Source organism: Streptomyces sp. AM8-1-1 (assembly GCF_032229325.1).
Taxonomy (GTDB): domain Bacteria; phylum Actinomycetota; class Actinomycetes; order Streptomycetales; family Streptomycetaceae; genus Streptomyces; species Streptomyces achmelvichensis.
The window spans coordinates 657,657-684,650 of record NZ_CP135086.1 but is presented as its reverse complement, the minus strand read 5'-3'; the positions used below and the strand labels follow the sequence as shown (position 1 = coordinate 684,650).

Annotated in this window: 16 protein-coding genes; 12 read left to right on the top strand and 4 right to left on the bottom strand. The window is 72.7% G+C overall.

Features of this window, described 5'->3' with window-relative positions; all coding sequences use genetic code 11:
* Positions 1-197: 197 nt before the first annotated feature.
* Positions 198-1,334 carry a glycoside hydrolase family 19 protein gene (locus RPQ07_RS03045; protein WP_313942425.1) on the bottom strand — a complete coding sequence of 379 codons (1,137 nt, stop codon included), beginning with the start codon at positions 1,332-1,334 and terminating at the stop codon, positions 198-200.
* 452 nt (positions 1,335-1,786) lie between these two features.
* Here RPQ07_RS03045 and RPQ07_RS03040 point away from each other — a divergent pair, with 452 nt between their 5' ends.
* The 4 genes from RPQ07_RS03040 (at position 1,787) to RPQ07_RS03025 (ending at position 5,825) form a co-directional block, all read left to right on the top strand.
* Positions 1,787-2,167 (top strand): hypothetical protein, encoded by a 381-nt coding sequence (locus RPQ07_RS03040; RefSeq protein ID WP_313942424.1) that lies wholly within the window; start codon positions 1,787-1,789, stop codon positions 2,165-2,167.
* Positions 2,168-2,229: 62 nt separating this feature from the next.
* Positions 2,230-3,963 carry a cation acetate symporter gene (locus RPQ07_RS03035; protein ID WP_313942423.1) on the top strand — a complete coding sequence of 578 codons (1,734 nt, stop codon included), beginning with the start codon at positions 2,230-2,232 and terminating at the stop codon, positions 3,961-3,963.
* Positions 3,960-5,180: a sensor histidine kinase gene (locus RPQ07_RS03030; protein WP_313942422.1), complete on the top strand. Its 1,221-nt coding sequence runs from the start codon at positions 3,960-3,962 to the stop codon at positions 5,178-5,180. The genes RPQ07_RS03035 and RPQ07_RS03030 overlap by 4 nt, the downstream gene beginning before the upstream one ends.
* A 141-nt stretch (positions 5,181-5,321) precedes the next feature.
* The gene (locus RPQ07_RS03025) at positions 5,322-5,825 is read left to right on the top strand and encodes a DUF6328 family protein (RefSeq protein WP_313942421.1); all 504 of its coding nucleotides are present in this window, start codon (positions 5,322-5,324) and stop codon (positions 5,823-5,825) included.
* A 114-nt stretch (positions 5,826-5,939) separates the two neighbouring features.
* Here the strand turns inward: RPQ07_RS03025 and RPQ07_RS03020 are convergent, their stop codons facing one another.
* Complete coding sequence (locus tag RPQ07_RS03020) at positions 5,940-6,374, bottom strand: DUF6003 family protein (RefSeq protein ID WP_313942420.1); 435 nt, start codon at positions 6,372-6,374, stop codon at positions 5,940-5,942.
* Positions 6,375-6,761: 387 nt separating this feature from the next.
* On the opposite strand from RPQ07_RS03020, the gene RPQ07_RS03015 reads away from it, so the two are divergent.
* On the top strand, positions 6,762-7,208 hold the full coding sequence (locus RPQ07_RS03015; protein ID WP_391842656.1) for a hypothetical protein: 447 nt from the start codon (positions 6,762-6,764) through the stop codon (positions 7,206-7,208).
* A 133-nt stretch (positions 7,209-7,341) separates the two neighbouring features.
* Positions 7,342-9,507, top strand: coding sequence for a SpoIIE family protein phosphatase (locus RPQ07_RS03010; protein WP_313942419.1), 2,166 nt, complete (start codon positions 7,342-7,344; stop codon positions 9,505-9,507).
* A gap of 29 nt (positions 9,508-9,536) precedes the next feature.
* Here the strand turns inward: RPQ07_RS03010 and RPQ07_RS03005 are convergent, their stop codons facing one another.
* Complete coding sequence (locus RPQ07_RS03005; RefSeq protein WP_313942418.1) at positions 9,537-9,941, bottom strand: DUF3662 domain-containing protein; 405 nt, start codon at positions 9,939-9,941, stop codon at positions 9,537-9,539.
* 100 nt (positions 9,942-10,041) lie between these two features.
* On the bottom strand, positions 10,042-10,938 hold the full coding sequence (locus tag RPQ07_RS03000; protein ID WP_313942417.1) for a LysR family transcriptional regulator: 897 nt from the start codon (positions 10,936-10,938) through the stop codon (positions 10,042-10,044).
* A gap of 281 nt (positions 10,939-11,219) precedes the next feature.
* On the opposite strand from RPQ07_RS03000, the gene RPQ07_RS02995 reads away from it, so the two are divergent.
* Genes RPQ07_RS02995 through RPQ07_RS02970 form a run of 6 tightly spaced genes read left to right on the top strand, consistent with a single transcriptional unit; the run spans position 11,220 to position 26,955 of the window.
* Positions 11,220-18,047 (top strand): SDR family NAD(P)-dependent oxidoreductase, encoded by a 6,828-nt coding sequence (locus RPQ07_RS02995; protein WP_413777694.1) that lies wholly within the window; start codon positions 11,220-11,222, stop codon positions 18,045-18,047.
* On the top strand, positions 18,044-22,813 hold the full coding sequence (locus tag RPQ07_RS02990) for a polyketide synthase (protein ID WP_313942416.1): 4,770 nt from the start codon (positions 18,044-18,046) through the stop codon (positions 22,811-22,813). Before RPQ07_RS02995 ends, RPQ07_RS02990 begins: the two co-directional genes overlap by 4 nt.
* Positions 22,803-23,111, top strand: a complete 309-nt coding sequence (locus RPQ07_RS02985) for an acyl carrier protein (protein WP_313942415.1) — start codon at positions 22,803-22,805, stop codon at positions 23,109-23,111. The genes RPQ07_RS02990 and RPQ07_RS02985 overlap by 11 nt, the downstream gene beginning before the upstream one ends.
* Positions 23,112-23,117: 6 nt before the next feature.
* Complete coding sequence (locus RPQ07_RS02980) at positions 23,118-23,933, top strand: alpha/beta hydrolase (protein ID WP_313942414.1); 816 nt, start codon at positions 23,118-23,120, stop codon at positions 23,931-23,933.
* The gene (locus RPQ07_RS02975; RefSeq protein ID WP_313942412.1) at positions 23,930-25,096 is read left to right on the top strand and encodes a glycosyltransferase; all 1,167 of its coding nucleotides are present in this window, start codon (positions 23,930-23,932) and stop codon (positions 25,094-25,096) included. The genes RPQ07_RS02980 and RPQ07_RS02975 overlap by 4 nt, the downstream gene beginning before the upstream one ends.
* Positions 25,093-26,955: a class I SAM-dependent methyltransferase gene (locus tag RPQ07_RS02970; RefSeq protein WP_313942411.1), complete on the top strand. Its 1,863-nt coding sequence runs from the start codon at positions 25,093-25,095 to the stop codon at positions 26,953-26,955. Before RPQ07_RS02975 ends, RPQ07_RS02970 begins: the two co-directional genes overlap by 4 nt.
* Positions 26,956-26,994 lie beyond the last annotated feature (39 nt).

Here is a 26,994-nt window from a genome sequence, read left to right as displayed (position 1 = left end):
AGCCTGTGCAGGGACGTGCGAGGTGCGGCCGGTTGTCTATGCGGGTAGAACCCGGCCCGCCGACAAGAATGACGGTGTCATGCCAAGGCAGCAAGAGGGCTTGCGTGTCCAATACCTGACGGTCCGTAAGATCCGTGGGACGCGAAGGCGCGGCCCGGGAATCCCGGGCCGCGCCGTGTTCGTCGGGCGTACGGATCTCAGCAGTACAGGTTGCCGCCGGGGGCGACGCCGAGGATCTGGGTGAATTGCTGGTACTTGGTGACGCGGCTCTGGACCTGGGCGGGGTTCTTGCCGTCGCATTCCAGGGAGCCGTTGATGGAGCGGATGGTCTGGCCGAAGCCGGCCTGGTTGACCATGGCGTTGTGGGGGGTCATGGTGCCGGGGCCGTTCTGGGTGTTCCAGTACCAGAGGCCGGTCTTCCAGGCGATGGCGGCGTTCTGTTCGACCTGCCAGGGGTTGCCGAGCAGGTCGATGCCGAGGGCGTCGCCGGCGGCCTTGTAGTTGAAGTTCCAGCTGAGCTGGATGGGGCCGCGGCCGTAGTAGGCGGCCTGGCCGGCGGGGCAGCCGTAGGGCTGGCTCCAGTCGCAGTAGTGCGGGTAGTTGGCGGTGTTCTGCTCGACGACGTGGACCAGTCCGCCGGTCTCGTGGGAGACGTTGGCGAGGAAGGCGGCGGCTTCCTGCTTCTTCACGGTGTCGCTGCCGGTGTTGGCGAAACCGGGGTAGGCGCTGAGCGCGGCGGTCAGGCCGCTGTAGGTGTAGAAGGAGTTGCGGCCCGGGAACATCTGGTTGAACTGGGACTCGCTGACCACGAAGCCACCGGGCTGCGGGTTCCCGCTACCGGGCGCCGACCACTTCTGGTTCGACTGGCCCGAACACGTCCATATCTGGAGCCGGGTGCCGTTGGCCGTACTGCGGTCGCGGACGTCCAGGCACTTGTTCGCCTGGGGGTTGACGATGTCGTTGGCGCCGGACACGACCCACTGCTGGTTCGGCGTGCCGGCGCAGTCCCACAGCTGGACGAGTGAACCGTCCGCCGTGCCGCGGTCGACGATGTCGAGACACTTGCCGAGTGCCCGGACCGTGCCGTCGCCCGGGAGGGACCACCGTTGCGCGTTGCTGCCGTTGCAGTCGTAGAGCTGCACGGGCGTCCCATTGGCGTTGCTCGCCCCGGCCACGTCGACACACTTGCCGCCCAGCCCGCTGATCCGGCCGTCCGCGGCCTGGGCGGGGGCGGTGAACAAGGCGGTGAACACGGCCGCGATCGCCAGGGCGGCGCCGGATCGTCCCAACGAGCGGCGTCTCGGGAGAAGGCGCGCGAGCGGAATGAGGGACATCGTTGTCTGTCTCCTTTTCGCGAGCCGCACACCATGGGCCGCCGGTCCCGCGCCATGGGGGACGCGCGGGCTCGGCGGGCATGCCGGACATGCGGCTGGGGACCGGTGGAGGGGTGGGACTCAGGAGTGCGGGGCTGTCGCGCGGGGAAGCGGGGCTGGCGCCTGGTCCAGACCATGGCAGCGGCCTCGGATGCAGTCAATAGTTGAACAACCTTGCCCTGTATGTGGCTTGAAACCCCCGGCATGCCTCCGGAACGTGAAGTCGCGGACTTCCCCGGGCGGTACTCCTGGGCCCTCCGCCTCCAGGGCGTGTAGCGCTCGTCCGCACCCCGGACGGTAGGGACGCTTCCGGTTCCGTATCGCCGTCCGTTCTGTGTCTACCGTCGGTAATCGCTCCTGCGTAGACTCCACATCTCCCCCGAGCCCGACGAGAGACGCTGGAGCGGACGACGATGTCTGCAGAGCAACACCCCCGACGTGAAGTCGTCACCGGCGTACCGCGCAGCGCCCGGCGGGCTCCCGGCCACGCGCCCGCCCGCTCCGAGATCAGCGAGCAGACAACCCTCGGCGCCACCTATGTGCGCTCTCTCATGCGCAGCCAGCTGAGAGCCGCGCTCTACGCACTCGGCACCCTTGCCCTGCTCGTCGGCTCGCTGCCCCTGCTGTTCGCGCTCCCTGCCGTGTTCGACGGCACCCTGGCCTCGCCCGAACCGTTCGTCTGGGCGGCGCTCGGCCTCGCCGTCTACCCCGTGATGTGGCTGACGGCCCGCTGGTACGTCCGCCGGGCCGAGCGCAACGAAGAGGACTTCACCCGGCTCGTCGAAGGACGCTGACGGGTGCCGCGGACGGCAGGGCCCGGTGACCGGACCGGCGCACGGCGGCCGGGCGGGCGGAGATGAACCAGACCTACGCGGTCACCGCCGTCACCGTGGTGGTGCTCGCCACGGTGCTCATCGGCGCGCTCGGGCTGCGAATATCGCGCACAACCTCGGACTTCTACGTCGCCTCACGCACGGTGAAACCCGGCCTCAACGCGGCGGCCATCAGCGGTGAGTACCTCTCCGCCGCGTCCTTCCTCGGCATCGCGGGGCTGGTGCTGCTCCAGGGGCCGGACATGCTCTGGTACCCGGTGGGATACACCGCCGGCTACCTCGTCCTGCTGGTACTGGTGGCCGCGCCCCTCCGCCGTTCCGGGGCCTACACCCTCTCCGACTTCGCCGAGGCCCGGCTGGAGTCCGCCGCCGTGCGCCGGCTCGCCAGCCTCTTCGTCGTCGGTATCGGCTGGCTCTATCTCCTGCCCCAACTCCAGGGCGCGGGCCTCACCCTGGAGATCCTCACCGGCGCACCCGACTGGGTGGGCGGACTCGTCGTGGCCGTCGTCGTCACCGGTGCGGTCGCGGCGGGCGGCATGCGCAGCATCACCTTCGTCCAGGCCTTCCAGTACTGGCTCAAACTCACCGCACTGCTCGTGCCCGCGCTCTTCCTCGTCGCGGCCTGGGCCCACGACGACGCCCCGAGAGCCCGTTTCGACGCGCCCGCGCTGCTGCGCGAGCACACCGTCGTCCGGGTGGGCGACACCGTACGCGTGGAACTGGAGAAGCCGCTCACCCTCACGGTCCGCGGGGAGATCGACGGCACCGCGTACGACAACCGCACCGTCACCCTCGGCGAGGGCACCCACCGGATCGACGCCGGTACCCGCCTCGGCTTCCCCCAAGGCGCGGAGGTGCCCGAACGGGCCTTCACCGGCGACGATCCGGCGAGCTGGTCGCAGCCGCTGTCCGGCGGCCGCGACGGCTATCACCTGTATGCGACGTACGGGCTCATCCTCGCCACCTTCCTCGGCACGATGGGCCTCCCGCATGTGGCCGTCCGCTTCTACACGAGTCCCAACGGACGCGCCGCGCGCCGCACCACGCTCGTCGTGCTGGGGCTGATCGGCGCGTTCTATCTGCTGCCTCCCGTGTACGGCGCACTCGGCCGGATCTACGCACCCGAACTCGCCCTCACCGGGGACGCGGACGCCGCCGTGCTGGTGCTTCCGGAGCGAGTCGTCGGCGGGATCGCGGGCGATCTGCTGGGTGCGCTGCTCGCGGGCGGCGCGTTCGCCGCCTTCCTGTCCACCGCGTCCGGGCTGACCATGTCCGTCGCGGGCGTGATCACCCAGGACGTCCTGCCCTCACGCGGCGTACGCCACTTCCGGCTCGCGACCCTGCTCGCCATGGCGGTTCCACTCGCCGTGAGCGTCGTCGCCACGAACGTCCCGGTCGCCGATGCCGTCGGGCTGGCGTTCGCCGTGTCGGCGTCCTCGTTCTGTCCGCTGCTGGTGCTCGGCATCTGGTGGCGAAGACTCACCCCGCCGGGCGCCGCGGCGGGCCTCGTCATCGGCGGCGGCACGGCGCTCACGGCGGTGATGGCCACCCGCGCCGGACTCGCGCCCGAGGGCTGGCCGCACACCCTGATGGCCTGGCCGGCCGTCTGGTCCGTACCTCTCGGCTTCCTCACCATGGTGCTGGTGTCGCTCGCCACCGCACGCCACATACCGCCGGGGGCCACCGCCATGCTGGCGCGACTTCATCTGCCGGAGGATCTCGTCGGCAGACCCCAGCCGGAGGGAGCGGAGCGATGACCGGGACCGGACTGGCCGCACTCGCGGCGGCAGGTGTCGTCCTCCTCGTGATCGGTGTCGTCGTGGGCCGGTTCACCGCACGCCGTGGCGGGGAGAGGGACCTCGACCTGGGCACACCCGTCGAACGGGCCACCTTTCACACGCTGCACACCGCCTCGCTCGCCGCACCGCCCCTGCGGGCCGGACTCACCGAGGACACGGCCCGCAAGGCCGCCCGCCGGCTGCGTTCCCTGCTCGGCACCGAGGCGCTGTGTCTCACCGACCGGGAGAGCGTGCTCGCCTGGGACGGGCCGGCCGCCGATCATCACGAACAGCGGGTGATGGAGCGCGTCGCCGAGATGCTGGAGTCGGGGCGCAGCATGAGTGTGCGCACCGACTGCGACGAGCTGGAATGCCCGCTGCGCTGGGCGGTGATCGCCCCGCTGACCGGTGAGGAAGGAGTGCTCGGCGCGCTCGTCGCCTACGGCTCCCGGGAGTCGGCGGTGCTGGTGCGGGCGACGACCGAGGTGGCCCGCTGGGTGTCCGTACAGCTGGAGCTGGCCGAACTGGACCGGTCCCGGACCCGGTTGATCGAGGCGGAGATCCGCGCGCTGCGGGCCCAGATCTCGCCGCACTTCATCTTCAACTCCCTCGCGGCGATCGCTTCGTTCGTCCGGACCGACCCCGAGCGCGCCCGCGAACTGCTGCTGGAGTTCGCCGACTTCACCCGCTACTCCTTCCGGCGGCACGGCGACTTCACCAACCTCGCCGACGAACTGCGGTCCATCGAGCAGTATCTGGCGCTGGCCGGGGCCCGGTTCGGCGACCGGCTGAAGGTGACCCTCCAGGTCGCCCCCGAAGTGCTGCCGGTGACGCTGCCGTTCCTCTGTCTTCAGCCGCTCGTCGAGAACGCCGTCAAACACGGCCTGGAGGACTCCAGGAACGAGTGCCGGGTCACCATCGCCGCCCAGGACGCCGGTGCCGAGGCCATGGTGACCATCGAGGACGACGGCGTGGGAATGGACCCGGCCGTGCTGCGAGCGATTCTCGCGGGGGAACGGCCCGCGACATCGGGCATCGGCCTCTCCAACGTCGACGAGCGACTGCGCCAGGTGTACGGGGACGACTACGGCCTCGTCATCGAGACCGGTGTCGGTGCGGGCATGAAGATCACGATGCGGCTCCCCAAGTACCGGTCGGGCGTGCACTCTTCGGCCGGCCGCCGCTCCGCCGGCTGATCCGCCCGAGCGCCGTCGTCGTCCGCGCCCGGGATCCGTCGTACGTGCGCGAGGGCCCGGGCCGACCGCAGCGGTCTGATCAGCGGATTCCCGGGTACCTGATGCGGACATGGATCATTCACCGATGGGGAGGGGACCTCGATGGCGACGGAAGCGCAGCAGGACGCCGTCAGATCTGACGGCCGTGACGAGACGCCGGACGAGCGGGCCGACCGGCAGTGGGGCGAACTCGTCCAGGAGATACGCGTCGCTCAGACCGGTGTGCAGATCATGTTCGGCTTTCTGCTGACGGTCGTCTTCACTCCCCGGTTCGTGACGCTCTCGGGCACCGACAAGACCATTTACATGATCACTGTGGTGCTCGGTGCGGCAGCCGTGGGCGCCCTCATCGCGCCCGTCGCCTTCCACCGGATCGTCTCCGGACGACGCATCAAACCGCATGCGGTGCAGTGGGCTTCGCGGCTCACGTTCGTCGGACTGCTTCTGCTGCTGGCCACGCTGGTCTCGGCGCTCCTGCTGATCCTGCGGGCGGCCACGCACGACCACATCGTCCCCTGGATCGTCAGCGGCGTGTTCGCCTGGTACGTGCTCTGCTGGTTCGTCCTGCCTCTGTGGGCGAAGCGCCGGCACACCACGGCCCCGTGAACGGGTCACGGCGCAGGAACGAGTGAGGCTCGCCCGGTGCCCGGTGCCCGGTGCCCGGTGCCCGGTGCCCGGTGCCCGGTGCCGACGGCGACCACCGAGCCACCTGGCCGGCCGTCAGGCCCGAGCGACCCCGGTGAGCCGGGCGATGTCCTGGGGGTCCAGACCGGTGAGGCGGGCGATGCGCGGAGCGGGGACGCCGGCCGCCAGGGCGCGGTGCACCAGGGCTTCCCAGTCCTGCGTGACCTCCCGGAACCCGAGAAGCTCGTTCTCCATGTCGGTCACCGCCTGAGGAGCGCACTGCTCATGCACGCGGAAGGTCTCCTCCTCGCTCAGCGGAACGGGCAGCCGGTCGACGTCCTCGGGAATGAACACCTCGGAACCGCCCGGCAGGATCCGCACCTGCTCGGAGGAGGCCGACACACCGTGGGCGTCCAGCCAGCCGCGGACCGCCGGGGTCTCCACGCACTCCAGGTCGCCGACCGCGCCGAGCGCTGCCCCCAGCAGCGGAGAACGGTCGGGAAGCAGGAAGAGACAGGCCTCGTCAGCCATCGTGCGGAACCGCCTTTGTCGTAGAGCGAGCGGACACCGATGCTATCGCCGCAATCGGCGCGGCTCGTCACGCCCCACCGGGGCGGGGCACGCTCGGAGGCCGGACCCGCGGAACGAGCGGACACGTGGTGACACCGCGCCCCCGCAGGTCGGGCTCTCGTCGCGGATCCGGACCGGCCGCGGGGCAACGCGGTCCCATGCGGGGCGTGCGCCCCGGCCGCGGACGTGCGGGCGGCCGGCCCGTGCCCCGGACACCGGGCGTGGCGCGCCCGTGGCGGCGTGTGTCCCGAGGTGCGAACGGTGGCGAACACGCGGAGTGTGGAAGTAACCCGATCGGCCTACGGCAAACCGCCCGGGAGGCCTCGCAGCGGGGTGAAGGAGCAGACCATGACCAGTCATGTGAGCGGGGCCCGACCGCACTCCACGTCACGGAGTTCCACCAGCAGCGGGTTCGTCACCGGCTGGACGGTGTTCGCCGGCGTCATGATGATCTTCGGTGGTCTCATGACCCTCTTCGCGGGCATCGCCGCCATCGCCAAGGACGACGTGTTCGTCGCCACGCGCAACTACGTCTTCCAGTTCGACCTCACCGGGTGGGGCTGGATCCATATGATCCTGGGCATCGTCATCGTGATCGCCGGGTTCGCCCTCTTCCAGGGCTCCACCTGGGCCAGGGTGGCCGGGATCGCGCTCGCCGGTCTGGCCATGCTGGCGAACTTCCTGTGGCTGCCGTACGCCCCGTTCTGGGCCGTGGTGCTGATCGCCATCGACGGCTTCGTGATCTGGGCACTCTGCGCACCCCGCCACTCGGAGTCCTCGGCCTCGGCGCACTGACCGGTCTCCTCACGGCATGCCTCCGTCAGCCCCTGCTTTCCCGGCTCGCCACCACGACGGTCTCGTCAGCGGGCCGGGTGTCCGGCCGCGGCCATGAAGGGACCGGCCGCGGCCGAGAAGGGAGGAGAGCGGAGTGGGCGACCCGATCGAGCCGCGTCCTCCCGGACGTGAGTGGAGCGACGCCCTCCTGGAGGCGCTGTTCACCGAGTCCCCCACGGGCCTCTACCTGGTCGACAAGGACCTCAGGCTCATCCGCATGAACAGCGCGGCGCGCGGATGGCGGGGGGTGGCCGTCGAGGACAACACGGGCCGCCGCCTCGGGGAAGTGATACCCGGCTTCGACACCGAGGCGATCGAGGCGATGCTGAGGCGGGTGCTCGACACCGGGAAAGCCGTGATCGACTTCGAGCAGCGCGGGTTTCCGCCCACCGACCCGACCCGCGAGTACGTGGCGTCCATCTCGGCCTTCCGGCTCCAGGGCCGCGGCGACGCGGCCGACCGGGTCGGAGTGGCGGCGGAGGTCACCGATGTGACGGCGCAGTACCGCGCCCGCACCCGCGTGATGCTGCTCAACGAGGCCGGCGAGCGGATCGGCAGGACGCTCGACATGACCGGCACGGCAGAGGAGTTCGTCGGGTTCGCGGTCCCGGCGCTGGCCGATGCCGCGACGGTCGATCTGTTCGACTGTGTGCTGCGCGGAGGCGAGCCCCCGGCCGGTCCGGTGGAAGCGCACCTGCCGCTGAGACGCGTCGCCCGTCGCGACGCGGAGAGCACCGGCGCGGACGGTGATCAGGCCGGTCCGATGCCGCTGATCAGCCTCGATCCGCCGACTCCGTACACCCAGAGCGTTGTCGATCACCGGCCGCGGCTCATCCAGCAGCCCGGCGTCGATCCGGGCGTCCCGGGCACCGGCGGGCGCGGCCCGGCCGACGAGGAATCCGGCTCCGTCCTGGTGCTGCCTCTCGTCACCCGCGGAGTGGCGCTGGGCGTGGCCGTGGTCCGGCGGAACAAGCACTCCGACCCGTTCGACGAGGACGATCTCGCGATCGCCGCCGAGGTGGCCGGCCGGATGGCCCTGAGTCTGGACAACGCCCGCCGGTACGAGCGTGAGCACGCGACCGCCCGTACGCTCCAGCGCGGGCTGCTGCCTCCCGCCCTGCCGCGAGTCTCCGCCGTGGAGACCGCACACCGGTACCTGCCCGGTCATGACGCCGGCGGGGACTGGTTCGATCTCCTCACGCTGTCCGGAGGCAGGGTCGCGCTCGTGGTGGGTGACGTCGACGGCCACGGCCTGGCGGCCGCCACGACCATGGGGCAGCTGCGGACCGCCGTCTCCACACTGGCCGCGATGGACCTCCAGCCGGACGAGGTGCTGTCGCGCCTGGACGACCTGATGGCCCGCATGACCGAGGAACGCACCCGGCTCGCGGGCGACGCGACGAGCGACCAGCATGCCGGCGCCAGCTGTGTGTACCTCGTCTACGACCCCGTCTCCCGGCTGTGCACCTTCGCCCGCGCCGGACACCCGCCGCCCGTGCTCGTCCGGCCCGACGGGCACACGCAGGTCCTGGACGGCGGGGCCGGACCCCCGCTCGGCCTCGGTGGGCTGCCCTTCGAGGCCGCGGACATGGAACTGCCCGAGGGAAGTCTGCTGGCTCTCTACACCAACGGGCTGATCGAAGGCCGCCGGGCCTCCGACGACGCGCTGGGCCGGCTCCAGCGCGTCCTCGGCCACCCGGGACGGACCCTGGCGGACAGTTGCGACGAGGCCGTGGCCGCCGTGCGGCCACACCGGGCGGACGACGACGCCGTTCTGCTGCTGGCCCGCACCCGCTCCCTCACGTCCGACTCCGTCGCCACCTGGACCCTGCCGCTGGATCCGGCGATCGTCTCCACCGCGCGCACCCTGGCGGGCCGCCAGCTCGCCGCCTGGGGCCTGGACGACCTCGCCTTCACGACGGAGCTGATGGTCAGCGAACTGGTCACCAACGCCATCCGCTACAGCACGGGCACGGTCGTGCTGCGTCTGATCCGCGACGGCGACTCGCTCCTGTGCGAGGTGTTCGACAACAGCACCACCGCACCGCATCTGCGCCGTTCCCGCGACAGCGACGAAGGGGGACGCGGTCTGCTGCTGGTGGCCCAGTGCTCGCGACGGTGGGGCACACGCCTGACGGCCACGGGCAAGGCGATCTGGGCGGAACAGCCGCTGCCCGCGCCCGTAGCCGCGGAACGTCTGTCGCAACGGCCTGCGGATCCGGGACCGTCGGAGTCGCGGGATCCGGGAGCGCCGGCGTGAGCGCCGGCCGCCCGACTTGACCGTGCCGTTCAGTTCGTGGTCGAGGGGAACGCGTCGGCGCGGACATGGGGCATGGCCCGGCTGGCCACCCGATAGCGGCCGTTGGGCAACTGCGCCGACGAGGTGGTGACGCGCACGGTCAGCGGACCGGCCCACTCGTATCCCTGCGCCTCCCCATGGCGGGCGAGCGAGTCCGTCAGCGCCCGCCCGACCTCCCCGACGCGCCGCAGCAGCTCCTTGTGCACACTGCGGGTCAGTTCGATCTCGTACGCGTTGGGCACGACGACGCGGCTCTGGCTGCACACCACCGCATGGGTGTCGCACTCGCCTCGCAGCGCGTCGACCAGTTCCACCGGGTCCCGATGAATGACCTTGGCGAGCAGCCCGTCCTGCCAGCGCTCAAGGGCCTGCTCCCACCGCTTCAGATGTCCCATGACACTTCGCGTGCCCGTGACACCGGCAGATCACGCACACCGGAACGGCGCTCTCCCCGGACGCCGGCACTCCGGTACCGGTGCGATCCGGCCGGCAGGTCTACGACGCGGGCGCTCCCGCCGGTGCGCTGTGCCGGGCGTGGACAAGAAAGCTGCGGGCGGCGGCACTGAGCGGGCCGGGCTGGTGTGCGATACCGACCGGCCGTAAGAGGGGCGGGCTGAACGAGCGGACCTCCACCCGGTGATGGAACACCCGGAACACCGTGTCCCGGTATCCGATGAGCGACCCGCGTTCCTCCGTGACACCGCCAGTCCGTGGGGCCGTTCGCTCATCGTTCTCGGCCACGGCCAGCGGGCGCACACCGAGCCGGCCGAACATCGCTTCGAGCTCGGTACGCCGGCCCGTACCGAGGGGAGGGAGCACCACCCTCAGCCCGCCCAGCATCCGCAGCGGCACCGGGTCGGGCAGCTCCGAGCCCGGTGGCGAAATCAGCACGATCTCACGGTCCTGGAGGCGGTACGCCGACAGCTCCTGGTCCACCGGCAGATGGACCAGCCCCAGTTCGGCCGCACCGTCGACCAGGGCGCGCTCGAGTGCCTCACGGCTGTCGTGCCGGAGCAGCCGTACGTCGATCTCCGGGTGGCGCTCCACGAACGAGGGCACGAGATCGGCGGCGATCACACCGCAGAGGGCAGGCGTCGCGGCCACTTTCACGGTGGCGCGCAGCGCACTCCTGCGGGCCGTGCCGACGTCCTCGATCGCTCCGACGGCGTCGAGAACCGTCCGCGCCAGACGCACGACTCGGGTGCCCTCGGCGGTCAGGGTCGCGCGCCGGCCCCTGCGGTCCAGGAGTGTCACGCCGAGATCCCGCTCCAGAGACTGGATGGACCGGGAGAGGGCGGGCTGGGCGATGTAGACGGAGCACGCTGCGGCTGTGATGGAGCGGCAGTCAGCGACGGCGACGAGGTATCGCAGCTGTTGCAGTGTGGGGGTCATGTGCGGACGTTAGCCCTCCGGGTCTGAGCCCTGAAAGAGGCACTCAGGTCAACAAATCCCGTGCCGCGTATGAAATCTGACGCACCGTCTGTTGCCAACCATACCTCTGCGGCATGGATGGGCGGATGGGCGTTGACACTGCCGTCGGGCCGCCGCAGGATGCAACGCGGCATTGCGAAGTTACTGGCCGTTAATCACCTCAGGCACCCGCGCACCCCCCACCTCACCGCCGTCGTGCCCCGCTCCCTCGACCGGCCCTGCACGGAACCCAAGGAGAGCCTGTGATCTCTCAGCCTGCCCGGCGTTCCCGCCGGGATCTCGTCGTCTTGGTCAGTCCGTTCGAGGAGCCCCGCCCCCGGATGGTCGCGGCGGCGGAACGAGCGGGAGCACTGGGCATCCTCGATCTCGGCAGGGACCGCGACCGGGCGCTCGCCGCCATGGCCGGACTGAGTGGCCGGTACGGCGTGCGGATACCGTCCGGCTGCCCGCTCGCCCCGGACGACCTGCCCGCCGCCGTGGACACCGTGCTCCTCACCGAACCCCACTGGCGCGGTGGCACCGGCGCGTGGTCGGACGGCGGACGGCGCCGGGTGTGGGCCGAGGCGGTCAGCCCGGCCGAGGCCGCGGACGCCGTCCTCGCGGGAGCCGACGGCATCGTGGCCAGGGGCCACGAAGGCGGCGGACGCGTCGGCGAACTCACCACCTTCGTCCTGCTCCAACGCCTGCTCGCCGACCCCCGGTTGACCGTCCCCGTGCATGCCGCAGGGGGCATCGGCCTCCACACCGCGGCAGCCGCCGTCGCCGGCGGGGCAGCAGGAGTCGTCCTCGACACCCAACTCGCCCTGACCACCGAGGGACTGGACGGACTGCCCCGCGCGGTCGCCGACGCGATGCGTGCCATGGACGGCAGCGAAACCGCCGTCGTCGCGGGCCATCGTGTCTACACCCGGCCCGATCTGGCGCTTCCCGAGGGGGACATCGCCGAGCTGCTCGGTGCGGGAGATCTGTTCGGCGTGCCGTTACCCGTCGGCCAGGAGGGGGCGACAGCCGCCCGCCTCGCCGCGCGTCACCGCACCACCGGCAGTGTCGTCCAGGCGGTCCGGGCGGCGATCACCGGCCACATCGGTGCGGCCGCCCGGACCCGTCCCCTGCTGCCGCGCCCCGGCGACGACCTGCTGCCCGTGGTCCAGGGCCCCATGACCCGGGTCAGCGACCGGTCGGCCTTCGCCTCCGCCGTGGCCGAAGCGGGCGGCCTGCCCTTTCTGGCCCTGGCCGTCATGGACGGCCGGGACGTGCATGCCCTGCTCACCGAGACCGCGAGCCGGCTGACCGGCCGTCCGTGGGGCGTCGGTCTGCTCGGCTTCGCCCCGGACGAGCTGCGCCGGGCACAGTTGGAAGCGGTCGCCGCCGTACGTCCGCCGTACGCGATCATCGCGGGCGGGCGGCCCGCACAGGCCGCACCGCTCGAAGCGGCGGGCACCAGGACGTATCTGCATGTGCCCTCACCGGGCCTGTTGGAGCACTTCCTCGCCGAGGGCGCCCGGCGCTTCGTCTTCGAGGGACTCGAATGCGGCGGACACATCGGTCCGCGCGCCGCCTTCCCGCTCTGGGAGGAGCAGATCGAGCGCCTGCTCGCCTTCCCGCACGCGGAGGAACTCGACGTCCTGTTCGCCGGCGGCATCCACGACGAACGCTCCGCCGCCATGGTCGCGGCCGCCGCCGGGCCGCTGGCCGAACGAGGAGCCCGCGTCGGCGTCCTGATGGGCACGGCCTACCTCTTCACCGAGGAGGCCGTCGCCGCCGGTGCCGTCCTGCCCGGATTCCAGCAGGCCGCGCTCGACTGCGACACCACCACACTGCTGCGTACGGCTCCGGGACATGCCACCCGGTGCGCCGTCACGCCGTACGCCGACACCTTCACCGCCACGGCCGAGCGGCTGCGCGCGGACGGGGCGCGTCCGAACGAGGTCTGGGAGGAGCTGGAGAAACTCAACCTCGGCCGGCTGCGGATCGCCAGCAAGGGCCTGCGCCGCACCGGATCGGAGCACACGCCGGTCGGCGAGGACGAACAGCGCGCCGAAGGCCTCTACATGCTCGGGCAGATCGCCACCGCGCGCACGTCCGTCACCACCGTCGCAGCCCTCCACGCCCAGGTGACCGAGGGAGCGACCGCCCTTCTCGCCGAGCGCGCCCGGCTGCTCGCGGCCGACGAAGCCGTCCCGGAGACGGAGGAACGGGCGCCGCTGGAGATCGCCGTGGTCGGGATGGCCTGCCGGTATCCCGGCGCGGACGACCTCGCGGGGTACTGGGCCAACATCGTCGCCGGGACCGATTCGGTGACCGAGGTCCCCGCGGACCGCTGGGACACCGCCGCGTATCACGACCCCGACCCGGCGCGGGCGGGGGAGCGGACCCCGTCCCGGTGGGGCGGCTTCCTGGGCCCCGCGCCCTTCGATGCCCTCGCGCACGGCATCGCTCCCGCCTCCCTCGGCAGTATCGAGCCGGTCCAACTGCTCGCCCTCGACACAGCTGCACGCGCCCTCGCGGACGCCGGATACGCGCCCGGGCGGCACTTCGACCGGTCCCGCACCTCCGTGGTCTTCGGGGCCGAAGCGGGCACCGACCTCGCCGGTGCCTACGGCTTCCGAGCCCTGCACCGCGGCTACCTCGGCGACCTGCCGCCGGGTCTGGACGCCCAACTGCCCAGGCTGACCGAGGACTCCTTCCCCGGAGTGCTCGCGAACGTCATCGCAGGGCGCGTCGCCAACCGCCTCGACCTCGGCGGCGCCAACTGCACCATCGACGCCGCCTGCGCCTCCTCGCTCGCCGCCCTCGACCTGGCGTGCAAGCAACTCGGCGACGGGGACAGCGACATGGTGCTGTGCGGGGGCGCCGATGTGCACAACAGCATCAACGACTACCTGATGTTCGCCTCCGTACGGGCCCTCTCGCCCACCGGCCGGTGCCGGCCCTTCGACGCGAGCGCGGACGGCATCGCCCTCGGTGAAGGCGTCGCCTGCCTCGTCCTCAAACGGCTCGCCGACGCGGAACGCGACGGTGACCGCATCTACGCCGTCGTCCAGGCCGTCGGAGCATCCAGCGACGGCCGCTCCCTCGGCCTGACCGCACCACGCCCCGAAGGACAGCGCCGGGCCCTGGACCGCGCCTACGCACGGGCCGGGATCGAGCCCGCCGACATCGGACTGGTGGAGGCGCACGGCACGGGCACGGTCGTGGGTGACAGCGCGGAACTGTCCGTCCTCACCGAGGTCTTCGGCGGGCAGGAGACCGGCTTCTGCTCACTGGGCTCGGTCAAGTCGCAGCTCGGACACACCAAGTGTGCGGCCGGCCTCGCAGGCCTCATCAAGGCGGTGCGGGCCGTGCACTCCGGTGTACGGCCGCCGACGCTGCACCTGACCGGCCCCAACGCCGACTGGACCGCGGAGACCAGCCCCTTCTTCTTCGACACCGAGGCCAGACCGTGGGCCGCGCCCGCCGGCAACCGGCGGGCCGCCGTCAGTGCCTTCGGCTTCGGAGGCACCAACTACCACGCCGTGCTGACCGGGTACGCGCAGGCCGAGGAGCCCGAGCACGGCCTCGACGTCTGGCCCGCGGAACTCTTCCTGTTCCGTGGGGCCGACCGGCAGGCCGCGGTGCGCGCCGTCGACCGTCTCACCGCCCGCCTGGCACAGAACGACGCGGCCGGGCGGCCCTGGCCGCTGCGTGACCTGGCGGCCGAGGTCTCCACCCAGGACGGCCCGGTCCAGGTGGCCGTCGTCGCGACAGACCTCGACGACCTGGCCGAACAGCTGCCCCACGCCCGCGAGTTCACGGCCGGCGACGGAGTCCATGTGTCGCACGAGGGACGCGAGACCGGCCGGACGGCCTTCCTCTTCCCCGGTCAGGGCAGCCAGCGCCCGGGCATGATGGGCGACCTGTTCATCGCCTTCCCGCGCCTGCGCTCGGTGCTCCACGACGCGGACGCCGGCTGTGTTGCGGCCATGTATCCGCCCGCCGCGTTCACCGCCGAGGAGCGGGAAGCACAGCGGGCCGCCGTCACCGACACCCGGACGGCACAGCCGGCGCTCGGTCTCGCCGGGGCGGCGGCCCACCGCCTGCTCACCTCGCTCGGCGTACGCCCGGACTGCACGGCCGGCCACTCCTACGGCGAACTGGTCGCCCTGTGGGCGGCGGGTGCCTACGACACCACGACCCTGCTGCGGCTCAGCGACCGGCGTGCCGCGGCCATACTCGCCGCAGCGGGGGACGACCCGGGAGCCATGGCCGCCGTACCCTGCGCGCCGCAGGACATAGCGGGACCGCCGGCCGGCTGCGTCGTCGCCAACCACAACGCGCCCCGGCAGAGTGTCATCTCCGGTCCGACCGCGGCGGTGGAGGCCGCGGTGGCGGACCTGCGGGCAGCCGGCGTGGCCGCCGAGCGTATCCCGGTCGCCTGCGCCTTCCACAGCGAGGTCGTCGCCGGCGCCGCGGACCTGCTGTCCGCGGAACTCGCGGACGCGACGGTGACCGCCCCCGTCCTGCCGGTCTGGTCCAACACGACCGCCCGCCCCTACGGCACCGAACCCGCCGCCGTGCGGGAGCTGCTCGCCCGTCAGGTCGCCGAGCCCGTCCGGTTCGTCGACCAGATCGAGGCCATGTACGCGTCCGGCGTGCGGATCTTCGTGGAGGCCGGACCCGGCCGCGTCCTGAGCGGACTGGTGGGCCGCATCCTGGGCGACCGCCCGCACACCGCCGTACCCCTCGACGTCCGCGGTGAACACGGCCTGACGCGGCTGGTCACCGCGCTCGCCGAACTCGCCGCCGCAGGTGTCCCCGTCGATCCGGAACCGCTGTTCCGCGGCCGCGCCGCGGTGCTCCCCACCGAGGCACCCCGGCGCCCGGGCTGGCTGGTGGACGGGCATCTCGTACGGACGGCGGACGGTGTGCCGGTGGCAGGAGGGCTGCAGCCCGCCCGACGGGTGGAGGCATCAGCCCCGGCAGCAGCGGACGACCGCCGGGAGGACGCGGTCCTGGAGTATCTGCGCGGAGCGCGGGAGCTGGTCGCGGCCCAACGGGACGTCCTGCTCGGCTACTTGGGTGCAGGTGGGGAGACCCCGTCCCCGGTACGCGAGGCCGTGCCTCGGGAGTTCGTGCCGCAGGAGATCGTGGAGGAGTCGGCGACCGGCAGGCCCGCGGTGGACGAGGACCGCCCCCTGACACCTGCTCAGCTCCTGGACTCCGTACTGGAGATCATCCACATCCGGACCGGCTATCCGCGCGAGATGCTCGACCCGGCACTCGATCTGGAGGCCGACCTCTCGGTGGACTCCATCAAACGTGTGGAGATCATCGGGGCGCTGGCCGACCGGATCGGGCTGCCGTCCGGGACCGGCGGCGCCGAGGAGTCGGCGGTCGAGGAACTCGCCCGCATCAAGACGATCAGCGGCATCGTCGACTGGATCGTGGCCCGCGGTACGACCACGACCGGTCACGGTACGACGGTGGCCGAGGGCGCGGTGATCACGGCCGAACCGGGTCCGACAGCCGGTCCGGCCGGCAGCGAGCTGCCTGCCCCCGCAGCCGTCCCCGTCCCGCTGACCAGGCTGCTCGTCGAAGTCGCCTCGGTCGAGCCGCCCGCGACGCGGGACCCCGCCGACGCCCTGGCAGGACGGCAGTTCGCCGTCGTCGACGACGGCCTGGGTGTTGCCGTCGCCCTCGCGGCCGCACTGGAGGAGCACGGCGCGGAGGTGCGCACCGTGCACTCGGACCGGCTGGCCGATGCCGCGGGCTGCGACGGCGTCGTCGACCTCAGTGCCTTGCGCCCGGCGCCCACCCCCGTCCTGCCGGAAGGCTTCCGCGCCCTGCGGGACACCCTGGTGGCCGGGACGCGCCAGTTGCTGCTCGTCACCGGCTGCGGAGGAGCGTTCGGCAGGGGCGCCCCACCCGCGGACGCGGACGACGACATGCCGCCCCGGGGAATGCCCGAGGCCACGGACCCCATCCCCGGGGCAGGCCTGTACGGCTTCGCCCGCTCCGCCGCGATCGAGTATCCGGGCGCGGAGATCCGGGCCGTGGACATCGACCCCAAGGACCGTCCCGAACGGATCGCCTCGCATCTGATCGCCGAACTGTGCTCCCCGGACGAACCCGTCGCGGTCGGCTACACCAACGGCACCCGCAATGTGCTGCGTACCGTCCCCGCACCGCTGCCCGGCGGCGGACGGCGGCCTCTGCCTCTGAGCCGCGACTCCGTGGTCCTGCTCACCGGCGGGGCCCGCGGGATCACCGCCCGCACCGCCCTCGCCCTGGCGGACGCCACCGGCTGCCACATCGAACTCATCGGCCGTACGCCACCGCCCGACGACGTGGAGGATCCGGCACTCGCCCACGCCCTTGACCGGGTCGCGCTGCGTGCGGCCCTCGTCCACCAGGGACTGCGTACGCCCGCCGACATCGAGGCGGCCGCGACCCGGGTCCTCGCCGCCCGGGAGATCCGGGCCGGCCTGGACGCGCTGAGGCGCGTCGCGGCCTCCGTGCGCTACCACGCGGCGGATGTCACCGACCCGCAGGCCGTGCACGCGGTCGTCCGTGACATACGCGCCCGCCACGGCCGGCTCGACGGCATTGTGCACGGAGCCGGGACCATCGAGGACAGGCTGCTGTGCGACAAGGACCCGGCCTCCTTCGCCCGGGTCTTCGGCACCAAGGTCGACGGCGCACGTCACCTCGCCGACGCCGCGGCCGGCCACGGGGACGCCCCCGCACCCGAGTTCCTCGTCCTCTTCGGCAGCGTCGCCGGCGTCTTCGGCAACCGCGGCCAGGCGGACTACGCGGCCGCCAACGACGCCCTGGACACACTCGCCACCACCCCGGCCTGGTCGCGCCGCTTCCCCGGACGGGTCCTCGCCGTCGACTGGGGCCCCTGGGCCGCCGAGGCCGGCGGCATGGTGACTCCCGAGCTGGAACGGATGTACGCGAGCCGGGGAATCCCGCTGATCGACCCCGACGGCGGTACGGACGCGTTCCTGGCCGAGCTGGCACACGGGACCACGGGCCAGGTCGTGCTGCTGGCCGAGCAGCCCGGCAACGGGTTCGGAGGGCGGCCGTGACCGACCCGGGCCGCGGCCCCCGGCCCACCGACGCCGCGATCGTCGGGATGGGCGCGGTCTTTCCCGGCGCGGGCGACCTGGCCGCGTACCGCCGCAATCTCTACGCGGGCACCGACGCCATCACCGAGGTACCTCCCGGGCGCTGGGACCCGGAGGTGTACTACGACCCGCACGGCAGCGAAGGGCCGGCGCGCAGCGACCGCTTCTACTGCCGGCGCGGCGGCTTCATCGACGAGCTGACGGCCTTCGATCCGACCCGCTACGGCATCATGCCCGCGGCCGTGGCGGGAGCGGAGCCCGACCAGCTGCTCGCGCTGCGCGTGATCGCCGAAGCCGTCGCCGACGCCGGGGGAGAGGAGGCGCTGCCCGACGACCGCTCCCGGATCGGTGTGATCCTCGGCCGCGGCGGCTTCATGGGGGTCGCCACCGCCCGCCTCGACCAACGGGTCCGTACCGCACACCAGTTGGCGACGACCCTGCGCGAACTGGCCCCGGAACTGGGGGAGGACCGGATCACCGCGGTCCGCGATGCCTTCCAGGCCGGCCTCGGCCCTGAGCGGCCCGAGGCGTCGATCGGCCTCGTCCCCAGCTTCACGGCCGCGCGGACCGCCAACCGCCTCGACTTCCGCGGCCCCGCCTACACCCTCGACGCCGCATGCGCCTCCTCCCTGCTCGCGGTCGAGCAGGCGGCCGGGCTGCTGGCGGCCGGGAGCTGCGATCTGGTCGTGGCGGGGGCCGTGCACCACTGCCACATCGCCACCTTGTGGAGCGTCTTCACCCAGTTGCGGGCGCTGAGCCCCAGCCAGCGCATCCGCCCCTTCGACCGCCGCGCCGACGGCACCCTGCTGTCCGAGGGCACCGGAGTGGTCCTGCTGAAGCGGCTCGCCGACGCCGAACGGGACGGTGACCGTGTCTACGCCGTCGTCCGGGGTGCCGGTGTCGCGGGCGACGGACGAGCGGCGAGCCTGATGAGCCCTCTCGTGGACGGACAGGTACGCGCACTCGAACTTGCCTGGAAGCAGAGCGGCCTGGACCCGACCGCCCCCGACGCACTCGGCCTGCTCGAAGCCCACGGCACCGGGACCCCGGTGGGAGACGAGGCCGAACTCATCACTCTGGCGCGGGTGTTCGGGTCGCGGGAGGCGGGCGGTGAATCCGTCGCGATGGGCTCCGTGAAGTCGATGCTCGGGCACACCATGCAGGCGTCCGGGATGGCGGGTCTGATCAAGGCCGTACTCGCCGTGCACGACGGGACCCTGCCGCCGACCCTCCATGTGGACGATCCGCACGAAGGGTTCGCCCGGACGCGGATGCGCCCGGTCACGGCGGCAGAGCCGTGGGAGCGTGGCCGGGCACCGCGTCGGGCGGGTGTGAACGCGTTCGGCTTCGGCGGAATCAACGCACATGTGGTGGTGGAAGAAGCCCCGGGGGTGAGGTTGTCGGGCGCCGTGGGGCCGCGGCCCGCGGGTGCGGGGGCGGCGGTTTCCCGTGCCGTGGCGCAGTCGCCCGTCCCGTTCGCGGGGGCCACCGGGGCCGCCATGGTCACCGGGACCGCCCGGGCCGGCGAGGATGTGCTCCTGCTCTCGGCCACAGGCCCGGAGGAGCTGGCCGCCTCCCTCGCGCGCCACCCGGATCCGGCGGTCGATCCGGCGGCGGAGTCCCGCGGCGGACCCTGCCGGCTCGCTGTCCTCGGGCCCACCCCGAAGCGCCTGGCCCTGGCCGCCTCGGTCGTCGCCAGGGGACGGCCGTGGCGCGGCCGGGGCGGCGTGTGGTTCACGCCGGACCCGCTGCTCGCGTCCGACGACGCCCGGCTGGCGTTCGTCTTCCCCGGCCTGGAGCCGGACCTCGTACCCGACGTGGACGACGTCGCGGATCTGCTCCGGCTGCCGAGGCCCACCCTGACCGGCGGCGGCACACTGGTGGAACGGGCCGTCGACGCCATCGCCACCGGCCGGTTCTTCTCCCGCGTTCTGCCCGAACTCGGCATCCAGCCCGACCTGTTGGCGGGACACAGCCTGGGGGAGTGGACCGCCATGGTGGCCGCGGGGATGTATCCGCAGCAGGCGGTCGACACCTTCATCGACTCCCTCAGGCCGGGAGATCTCGACGTGCCCGACCTTGTCTACGCGGCGCTCGGCTGCGGGGCGCGACAGGCCACCGAGGCGCTGCGCGGACTCGACCGCATCGCGGTCAGTCATGACAACTGCCCGCACCAGTCGGTGCTGTGCGGGGAACCCGGGCCGGTGGCGGCGGCAATGGCCAGACTGGCCGACCAGGGGGTTCTCGCGCAGGAGCTGCCCTTCCGGTCGGGCTTCCACACACCGATGTGGGCGCCGTATCTCGACCAGGTGCGCGCCGCGTTCGGCAGACTGCCACTACGCCCGCCGACCGTACCGGTCTGGTCGGCGACGACCGTCTCGCCGTACCCGGATGCCGACCACGAGATCCGCGACGTGGTGCTGCGACACCTCCTGGAGCCGGTGCGCTTCCGGGAGTTGACGACACGGCTGTACGCCGAGGGGGTGCGGGGCTTCGTCCAGCTGGGCCCGGGCAGCCTCCCCGGTTTTGTGGGGGACACACTCCACGGCCAGAGCCATCTGGTCGTCCCCGCGGGCGCCGTCCCGGGTGAGGGAGTTGCCCAACTGCGCAGCCTGGCGGCGGCGTTGTGGACGGAGGGTCTGCAGCCGCACTGGGAACGACTGCTGGAGGGCCGCCCGTCCTCGCCCCGCCCCGCGCGGGTGCCGCCATCCATGGCCTCGGACGCACCGCCGCGCCCGGCTGCCGGCGAGCCGGGCGGACTGCGGCTCGACTTGGGTTCGCCCCTCGTACGCCTCGACGGAAAGACGCCTCGGCTCACCCTCGGCACCGGCCGGGTGAGGAGCGCCGTCGAGCGCCCGGTACTGCTGTCGGCCCTGGACGCGGTGCTCGACGAGACGGAGAACGCCGTACGGAGTGTGGCCGACGCCTGGCGCTCGACGGCAGCACCCGCACCTTCCCTGACGCGCGAAGCGGCCGCACCCGCACGTTCCCTGGCCCGCGAGGCAGCCGGACCCGCACGTTCCCCGGCCCGGGAAGTGGCCGCGCGCTCCCTGGCTCCCCAGGAAGCCGCACCCTCCCGCCCCGAAGCCCGCGCGGCCACTGCTCCCACGGCCCGACCGACGGCCGCGGTCCCGTCTCCCGCCCGCCGGACCCGGCGGCAGCTCTCCCTGGAGACGATGCCGTACGTCCGCGACCACTGCGTCTACCTTCAGCCGGACGACTGGCCCGAGCCTGCCGACCGGTTCCCCGTCGTCCCCATGACCACGCTGCTGGAGTTGGCCGCCGACGCCGCTCGCGAGGCCGTGCCGGGTCGGCCGGTGACCGGCTTCGAGGACGTACGCGCCCTGCGCTGGCTGCCCGTCGCCCCGCCCGTGGACGCCGACATCACCGCGACACCCTCCGTGGAGCCCTTGGGGGCGGACGGCGTACGCGTACGCGTGGAGATCGCCGGCAGCGCGACCGTCACCGTCGTCCTGGCCGGCCGCCACTCCTCCGCACCGGCCCCCGATCGCTCGCCGCTGATCGGTGAAGGACCGCCTCCCGTCAGCGCCGAGGCCCTCTACCGCGACCGGTGGATGTTCCACGGGCCCGCCTTCGCAGGGGTCCGCCGCGTGGACGCCGTCGCCGAGGACGGCATCCGCGGCGTGCTGCGGGCCCTGCCCGCGCCCGGCGCGCTGCTCGATGCCGCGGGGCAGCTCCTGGGGCACTGGATGCAGTTGCGGCTTCCCGAGGACCGCCTCGTCTTCCCGGCCTCGCTGGAGCGGATCCACCTGTACGGTCCCGCACCCCGCGAGGGTGCACTGCTCGGTGCCACGGCGCGGATCCGAGCCGTACGACCGGACTCCGTACGCGGGGATGTGGAACTCACCGCCGGTGACGGCACGGTCTGGGCCCGCCTCGAGGGCTGGACGTACCGGCGCTTCGCGGCCGACGAGCGGGTGTGGCCGATGAAGTTCACCCCGGAGATCTGCGGCATCGGCGAGCCGCAGCCCGGCGGCTGGTGTCTGGCCAGACGCCGCTGGAGCGACCCCGCGTCGCAGGAACTGGTCATGCGCCGCTACCTGGGAGCCGACGAGCGCGCTGCGTACGAGGGACGTCCTCCACGTGCCCGTTCGGCCTGGCTGCTCGGGCGGATCGCCGCCAAGGACGCGGTACGGCAGGCCCTGTGGGACACCGGCGCGGGGCCCCTCTTCCCCGTGGAGATCCCCATAGGCAACGACTCGCTCGGCCGCCCCGTCCCCGAGGGCCCCCTCGCCGCCGGTCTGCGACTCTCCCTCGCGCACAAGGACCGGATGGCGGTCGCCCGCGTTCACACCGGCAGCTCCGTCGGTATCGACATCGAAGCCGTCACGGACGACCCGGACGCCCTGACCCGGATCGCGCTCACCGCCGACGAGCGGCGGCTCGCCGAGGACCTCGCGGCGCGGGAGGGAATCGGTCACGCGCAGGCGACCACCGTGCTCTGGTGCGCCAAGGAGGCCGCGGCGAAGGCGGAGGGCAGCGGGCTCGGCGGCCGCCCCCGGCAGTGGACCGTCGCGGAGGGGCCCGCCGGACTGCTCGTGAGCTCCCCCGAGGGCAACGGCCACAGCATCCGGACCACCACCGTCCTCGGACCAGCCGAGCCGGACCGCACCCCCGAGACGTTCGTCGTCGCCTGGACGGTCCCGGCGCCCACCCCCACCCATCGAGTCACCCCCACCCCCACGGAGGCCGGCCATGGCATCTGACCCCACCGCCGAACGCATACTCGCCGAGATCACCGTCATGCTCGTCGAGACCGTGGGCGACGACTTCCTGCTGGAGGAGGAGGTCACCGCGGACACCACCTTCAACGAGGATCTGGCCCTGGAGAGCATCGAGTTCGTCGCCTTCGCCGAGCTGCTTCAGCAGCGCTACGGCACGGCCGTGGATCTCATGGCCTTCCTGGCCGAGAAGGACATGGAGGAGATCCTGGCGATGACGGTCGGCGATCTGGTGGCCCACATCGCGGGCAGGCTCCCCACGACACCGGCCCCGGTCGTCTGAGCCGGCATGCCCCTCGTCCACGCCAACTCCCTGCGCTTCCACGTCCACCGGCCGCCCGGCGACCGCACCGGCGCGACCGCCGTGTTCCTCCACGGCCTGGTCGTGGACAACCTCTCCAGCTTCTACGCCACCCTCGCGGTCCCCGCCGCCCAGGCCGGCCACGACATCGTCCTGTACGACCTGCGCGGCCACGGCCGCTCCGAACGCCCGCCCACCGGCTACGACATCGCCACCGCCGTGCAGGACCTGACCGCGGTGCTGACCGCCCTCGGCCTCGACGAGCGTCCCGTCCACCTCATCGGCAACAGCTACGGCGGCACGATCGCGCTGCACACCGCACTCGCACGCCCCGACCTCGTCGCCGGACTCGTCCTGGTGGAGGCCCCGCTGACCGGACCCTGGATCGAGAACATGCTCGACACGCTGTCCGTCGCGGCCCTCGCCCTGGAAGGGAGCCAGGTCCCGCAGGAACTCTCCTCCATCGGCGCGCGCAAGGCCGCTCGGCTGACCGCCACCGCCGACGAACTCCTCAACCGCACCAGCATGATCGACGACATCGCTGCGAGCCGGCCCTTCACCCCCGACGATTTCGCCCGCGTGCGCTGCCCGGTCCTCGCCGTTTGCGGCGAACACTCCGAACTTGTCCCCGGTGCACGGGAATTGGTCCACCACGCCTCCGACTGCACACTGCGCATCCTGCCGGGCCTCGGTCACGACGTCCTTCAAGGAGGCACCGACGACCTGCGGCACGCCGTGCTCGGCCGACTCGCCGAAGCGGCCGGCCTCCGAGAGACGCGACACGCCGGCGCGGTGGTCGTATGAAGGTCCTCTTCGTCGTCCCGCCGCTGGCCGGGCACATCAACCCGACGGTCGCCGTCGCCGCCGAACTCGCCGCGCGCGGGCACCGGGTCGCCTGGACCGGACCGGCCGAAGTCCTGCCCCGGCTGCTGCCGGCGGACGCGCGGCTCTTCCCGTCCGGCGACCGTCCCGGCCCCCGCGGCTACGGCGCGCTGCACACACACTGGCGCGATCTGCGGGGAGTCGCCGCGCTCCGCTTCCTGTGGTCGGAAGCGCTCATCCCGCTCGCCCACGCCATGATTCCCGGCGTCGAGGCGGCGGTCGACTCCTACGCTCCCGATGTCCTGGTCGTCGACCAGCAGGCACTCGCCGGAGCGGTGGTCGCCGAGCGGCGGGGGCTGCCCTGGGCGACATCGGCGACGACATCGGCCGAGTTCACCCGGCCCTTCGCGGGCTTCCCCAAGGTGGCCGACTGGGTGATGGATCAGCTGGCAGGGCTGCTCGCGGACTGCGGGTCGGACCCCGGCTGGGACCCCCGCTTCTCCGACCGTCTGGTCCTCGTCTTCTCCACCCTCGAACTGGTCGGTGAGCACGCGTCTCACCCCGGGCACTTCGCCTTCGTCGGCCCCGCGTTGAGCCCTCGTCCCTCCGACGGCTCCGCCTTCCCGTGGCAGCGGCTCGACCCCCTGAGACACCGGGTCCTGGTGTCGCTCGGCACCCTGAACGGCGAGGCGGGCGGCCGCTTCTACGCCGCCGTCCTCCAGGCCGCCGAACAGCTCGCCGACCGGGCGCAGTTGATCCTCGCGGCTCCGCCCGACGCCGTCGGCGAGGTTCCCGATCACGTCCTGCACCAGGAACGCGTACCCCAACTGCCCTTGCTGCCGCACCTCGACGCCGTGGTGTCCCACGGCGGCCACAACACCGTATGCGAATCCCTCGCGTACGGACTGCCACTCGTCGTCGCCCCGATCCGGGACGACCAGCCGATCGTCGCCGAGCAGGTCACCACCGCCGGTGCGGGCCTGCGGGTCCGCTTCGGCCGGCCCCGCGCGGCCGAGCTCCACGACGCCATCGCCGCCGTACTCGACAACCCCGTCCACCGCGGGGCAGCCCGCCGTATCCAGGCATCGTTCGCCGCCGCGGGCGGTGCCGCGGCCGCGGCCGACCGGTTGGAGAAACTCCTATGACACCGTCCCCGACCGACATTCCGTGGGCCGCCGTCGTCGCCCTGGCCGGGCTGACAGCGGGCACCGTGCGCGCCCGCCGAAGACTGCGCACCCTGCCCGTACTGGACCCGCTCGCCCCTGCGAACGGCACGGCCCCGTCCGGTGAATGGCATCTGATCACAGCCCGCGGGGTCGACGTCGACGCGGCGACCCTGCGCGCCGCGATCGCCCACGCCGAACGGGCCGGCCTCCAGGTGGTCGACCTGATACCCGGCAGGCTCGACACGGAACGGGCCCTGAGCCTGCTCCGCCTCCTCGACCGCAGCGCCGCGCGCTACGACCGCACCGCCGACGGCCGTGGAGCGGGACACGCTCTCCTCGTCGCCGAGGACGTCCTGCGTCGGTCGGGGATCGACGACGGCACCGGCGCCGCCCGTGAACCCGCCGAACTGCACACCCTGCTGGGGCGTCTGAAGGAGTACGCCCCCGCCGGGACCGGAGTCGCCATCGCGCCCGGCCTGACCGTCCCGCCGCCCGATCCCTCCCGCCGGGGAGCGGAGCTGCGCGCACAGGGGCTGCCCACCGGCCTGCTGACCGTCGCTCAACTGGCCGGTCTCGGGCTGCTGACGCGCGCCGCCGTCGCGGACGGCGGATGGGGAGCAGCGGCAGCCGCCCTGTACTGGCTCCAGCCGGCCCTGGTCCTCGGCGGGCCGCAGCGACCGCTGCGCCCGGCCGACCTCCTCCTCGCGACCGCGGCGCGCCCCTTCAAGTCCTTGGCCTCTGCGATCCGTACGGCCGCCGACGAGCGCTCCGGATCCGGTGCGGCCACCGCCGAACTGGAGGCGCTGCGCCCCGTCTACGCCGCCGAGCTCAAGGCGGGTACCGACCGGTTCTTCGAGCCCCGGCGCCCCGACTGCCCCTGGTGCGGCTCGACCGAACTCTCCGTCCGCATCCGCGTCCCCGACCTCCTCCAGGGCAAACCGGGCCGCTTCACCCTCGAACAGTGCGGCGACTGCGGACACGTCTTCCAGAATCCCCGACTCTCCCTGGACGGACTCGACTTCTACTACCGCGACTTCTACGAGGGCCTCGGAGTGTCGGGCGCGGCCCAGGTGTTCGGCACGATGGGCCGTTCCTACCGGGCGCGCGCCGCGATGCTCCAGCCGTTCGGAACGCCCGCCGCATGGCTCGACGTGGGCACCGGCCACGGCCACTTCTGCGACAGCGCACGTGACGTCTGGCCCGGAACCCGTTTCGACGGCCTGGACATGAGCCCCGCGGTGCGTGAGGCGGAGGTACGGGGCTGGGTCGCCGCCGCCCACCAGGGCCAGTTCCCCGAACTCGCCACCGGCCTCGTCGACCGCTACGACACCGTCAGCATGTTCCACTACCTCGAACACACCCGGGAACCGCTCGCCGAACTCGACGCGGCAGCGGCCGTCCTGCCCCCCGGCGGCCATCTGATCATCGAGCTCCCGGACCCCGAGTCCCGGCTCTCCCGGGTGCTCGGCCCGCACTGGCTGCCGTGGTTCCAGCCCCAGCACCAGCACCTCATCCCGATCGGCAACCTCCGCAAGGCACTGGAGAGCCGCGGATTCACGGTGCTGGCGGAGGAACACGGCACGGCGCACCAGTCCTGCGACTTCGTCGGGGCCGTCCTGCTGACGGCGAACCGGCTCGCGCCTCATCCGTACGCCCCGTGGGGCGAGGGCAGAGCGACCCGCACACGGCGTGTCGTCCGCACGGCCGTGCACACCGCGGCGCTGCCGTGCTTCGTCGTCGCGGCCGGTCTCGACGCCGCGCGTGCGGCGGTCGCCCGGCGTACGGAGGGCGGCAACGCATACCGGCTGCTGGCCCGCAAGACACCGGAGGCGGGGTGACGGACACCGGGAGCCGCACTGGCGGCGGAGCGGGGACGA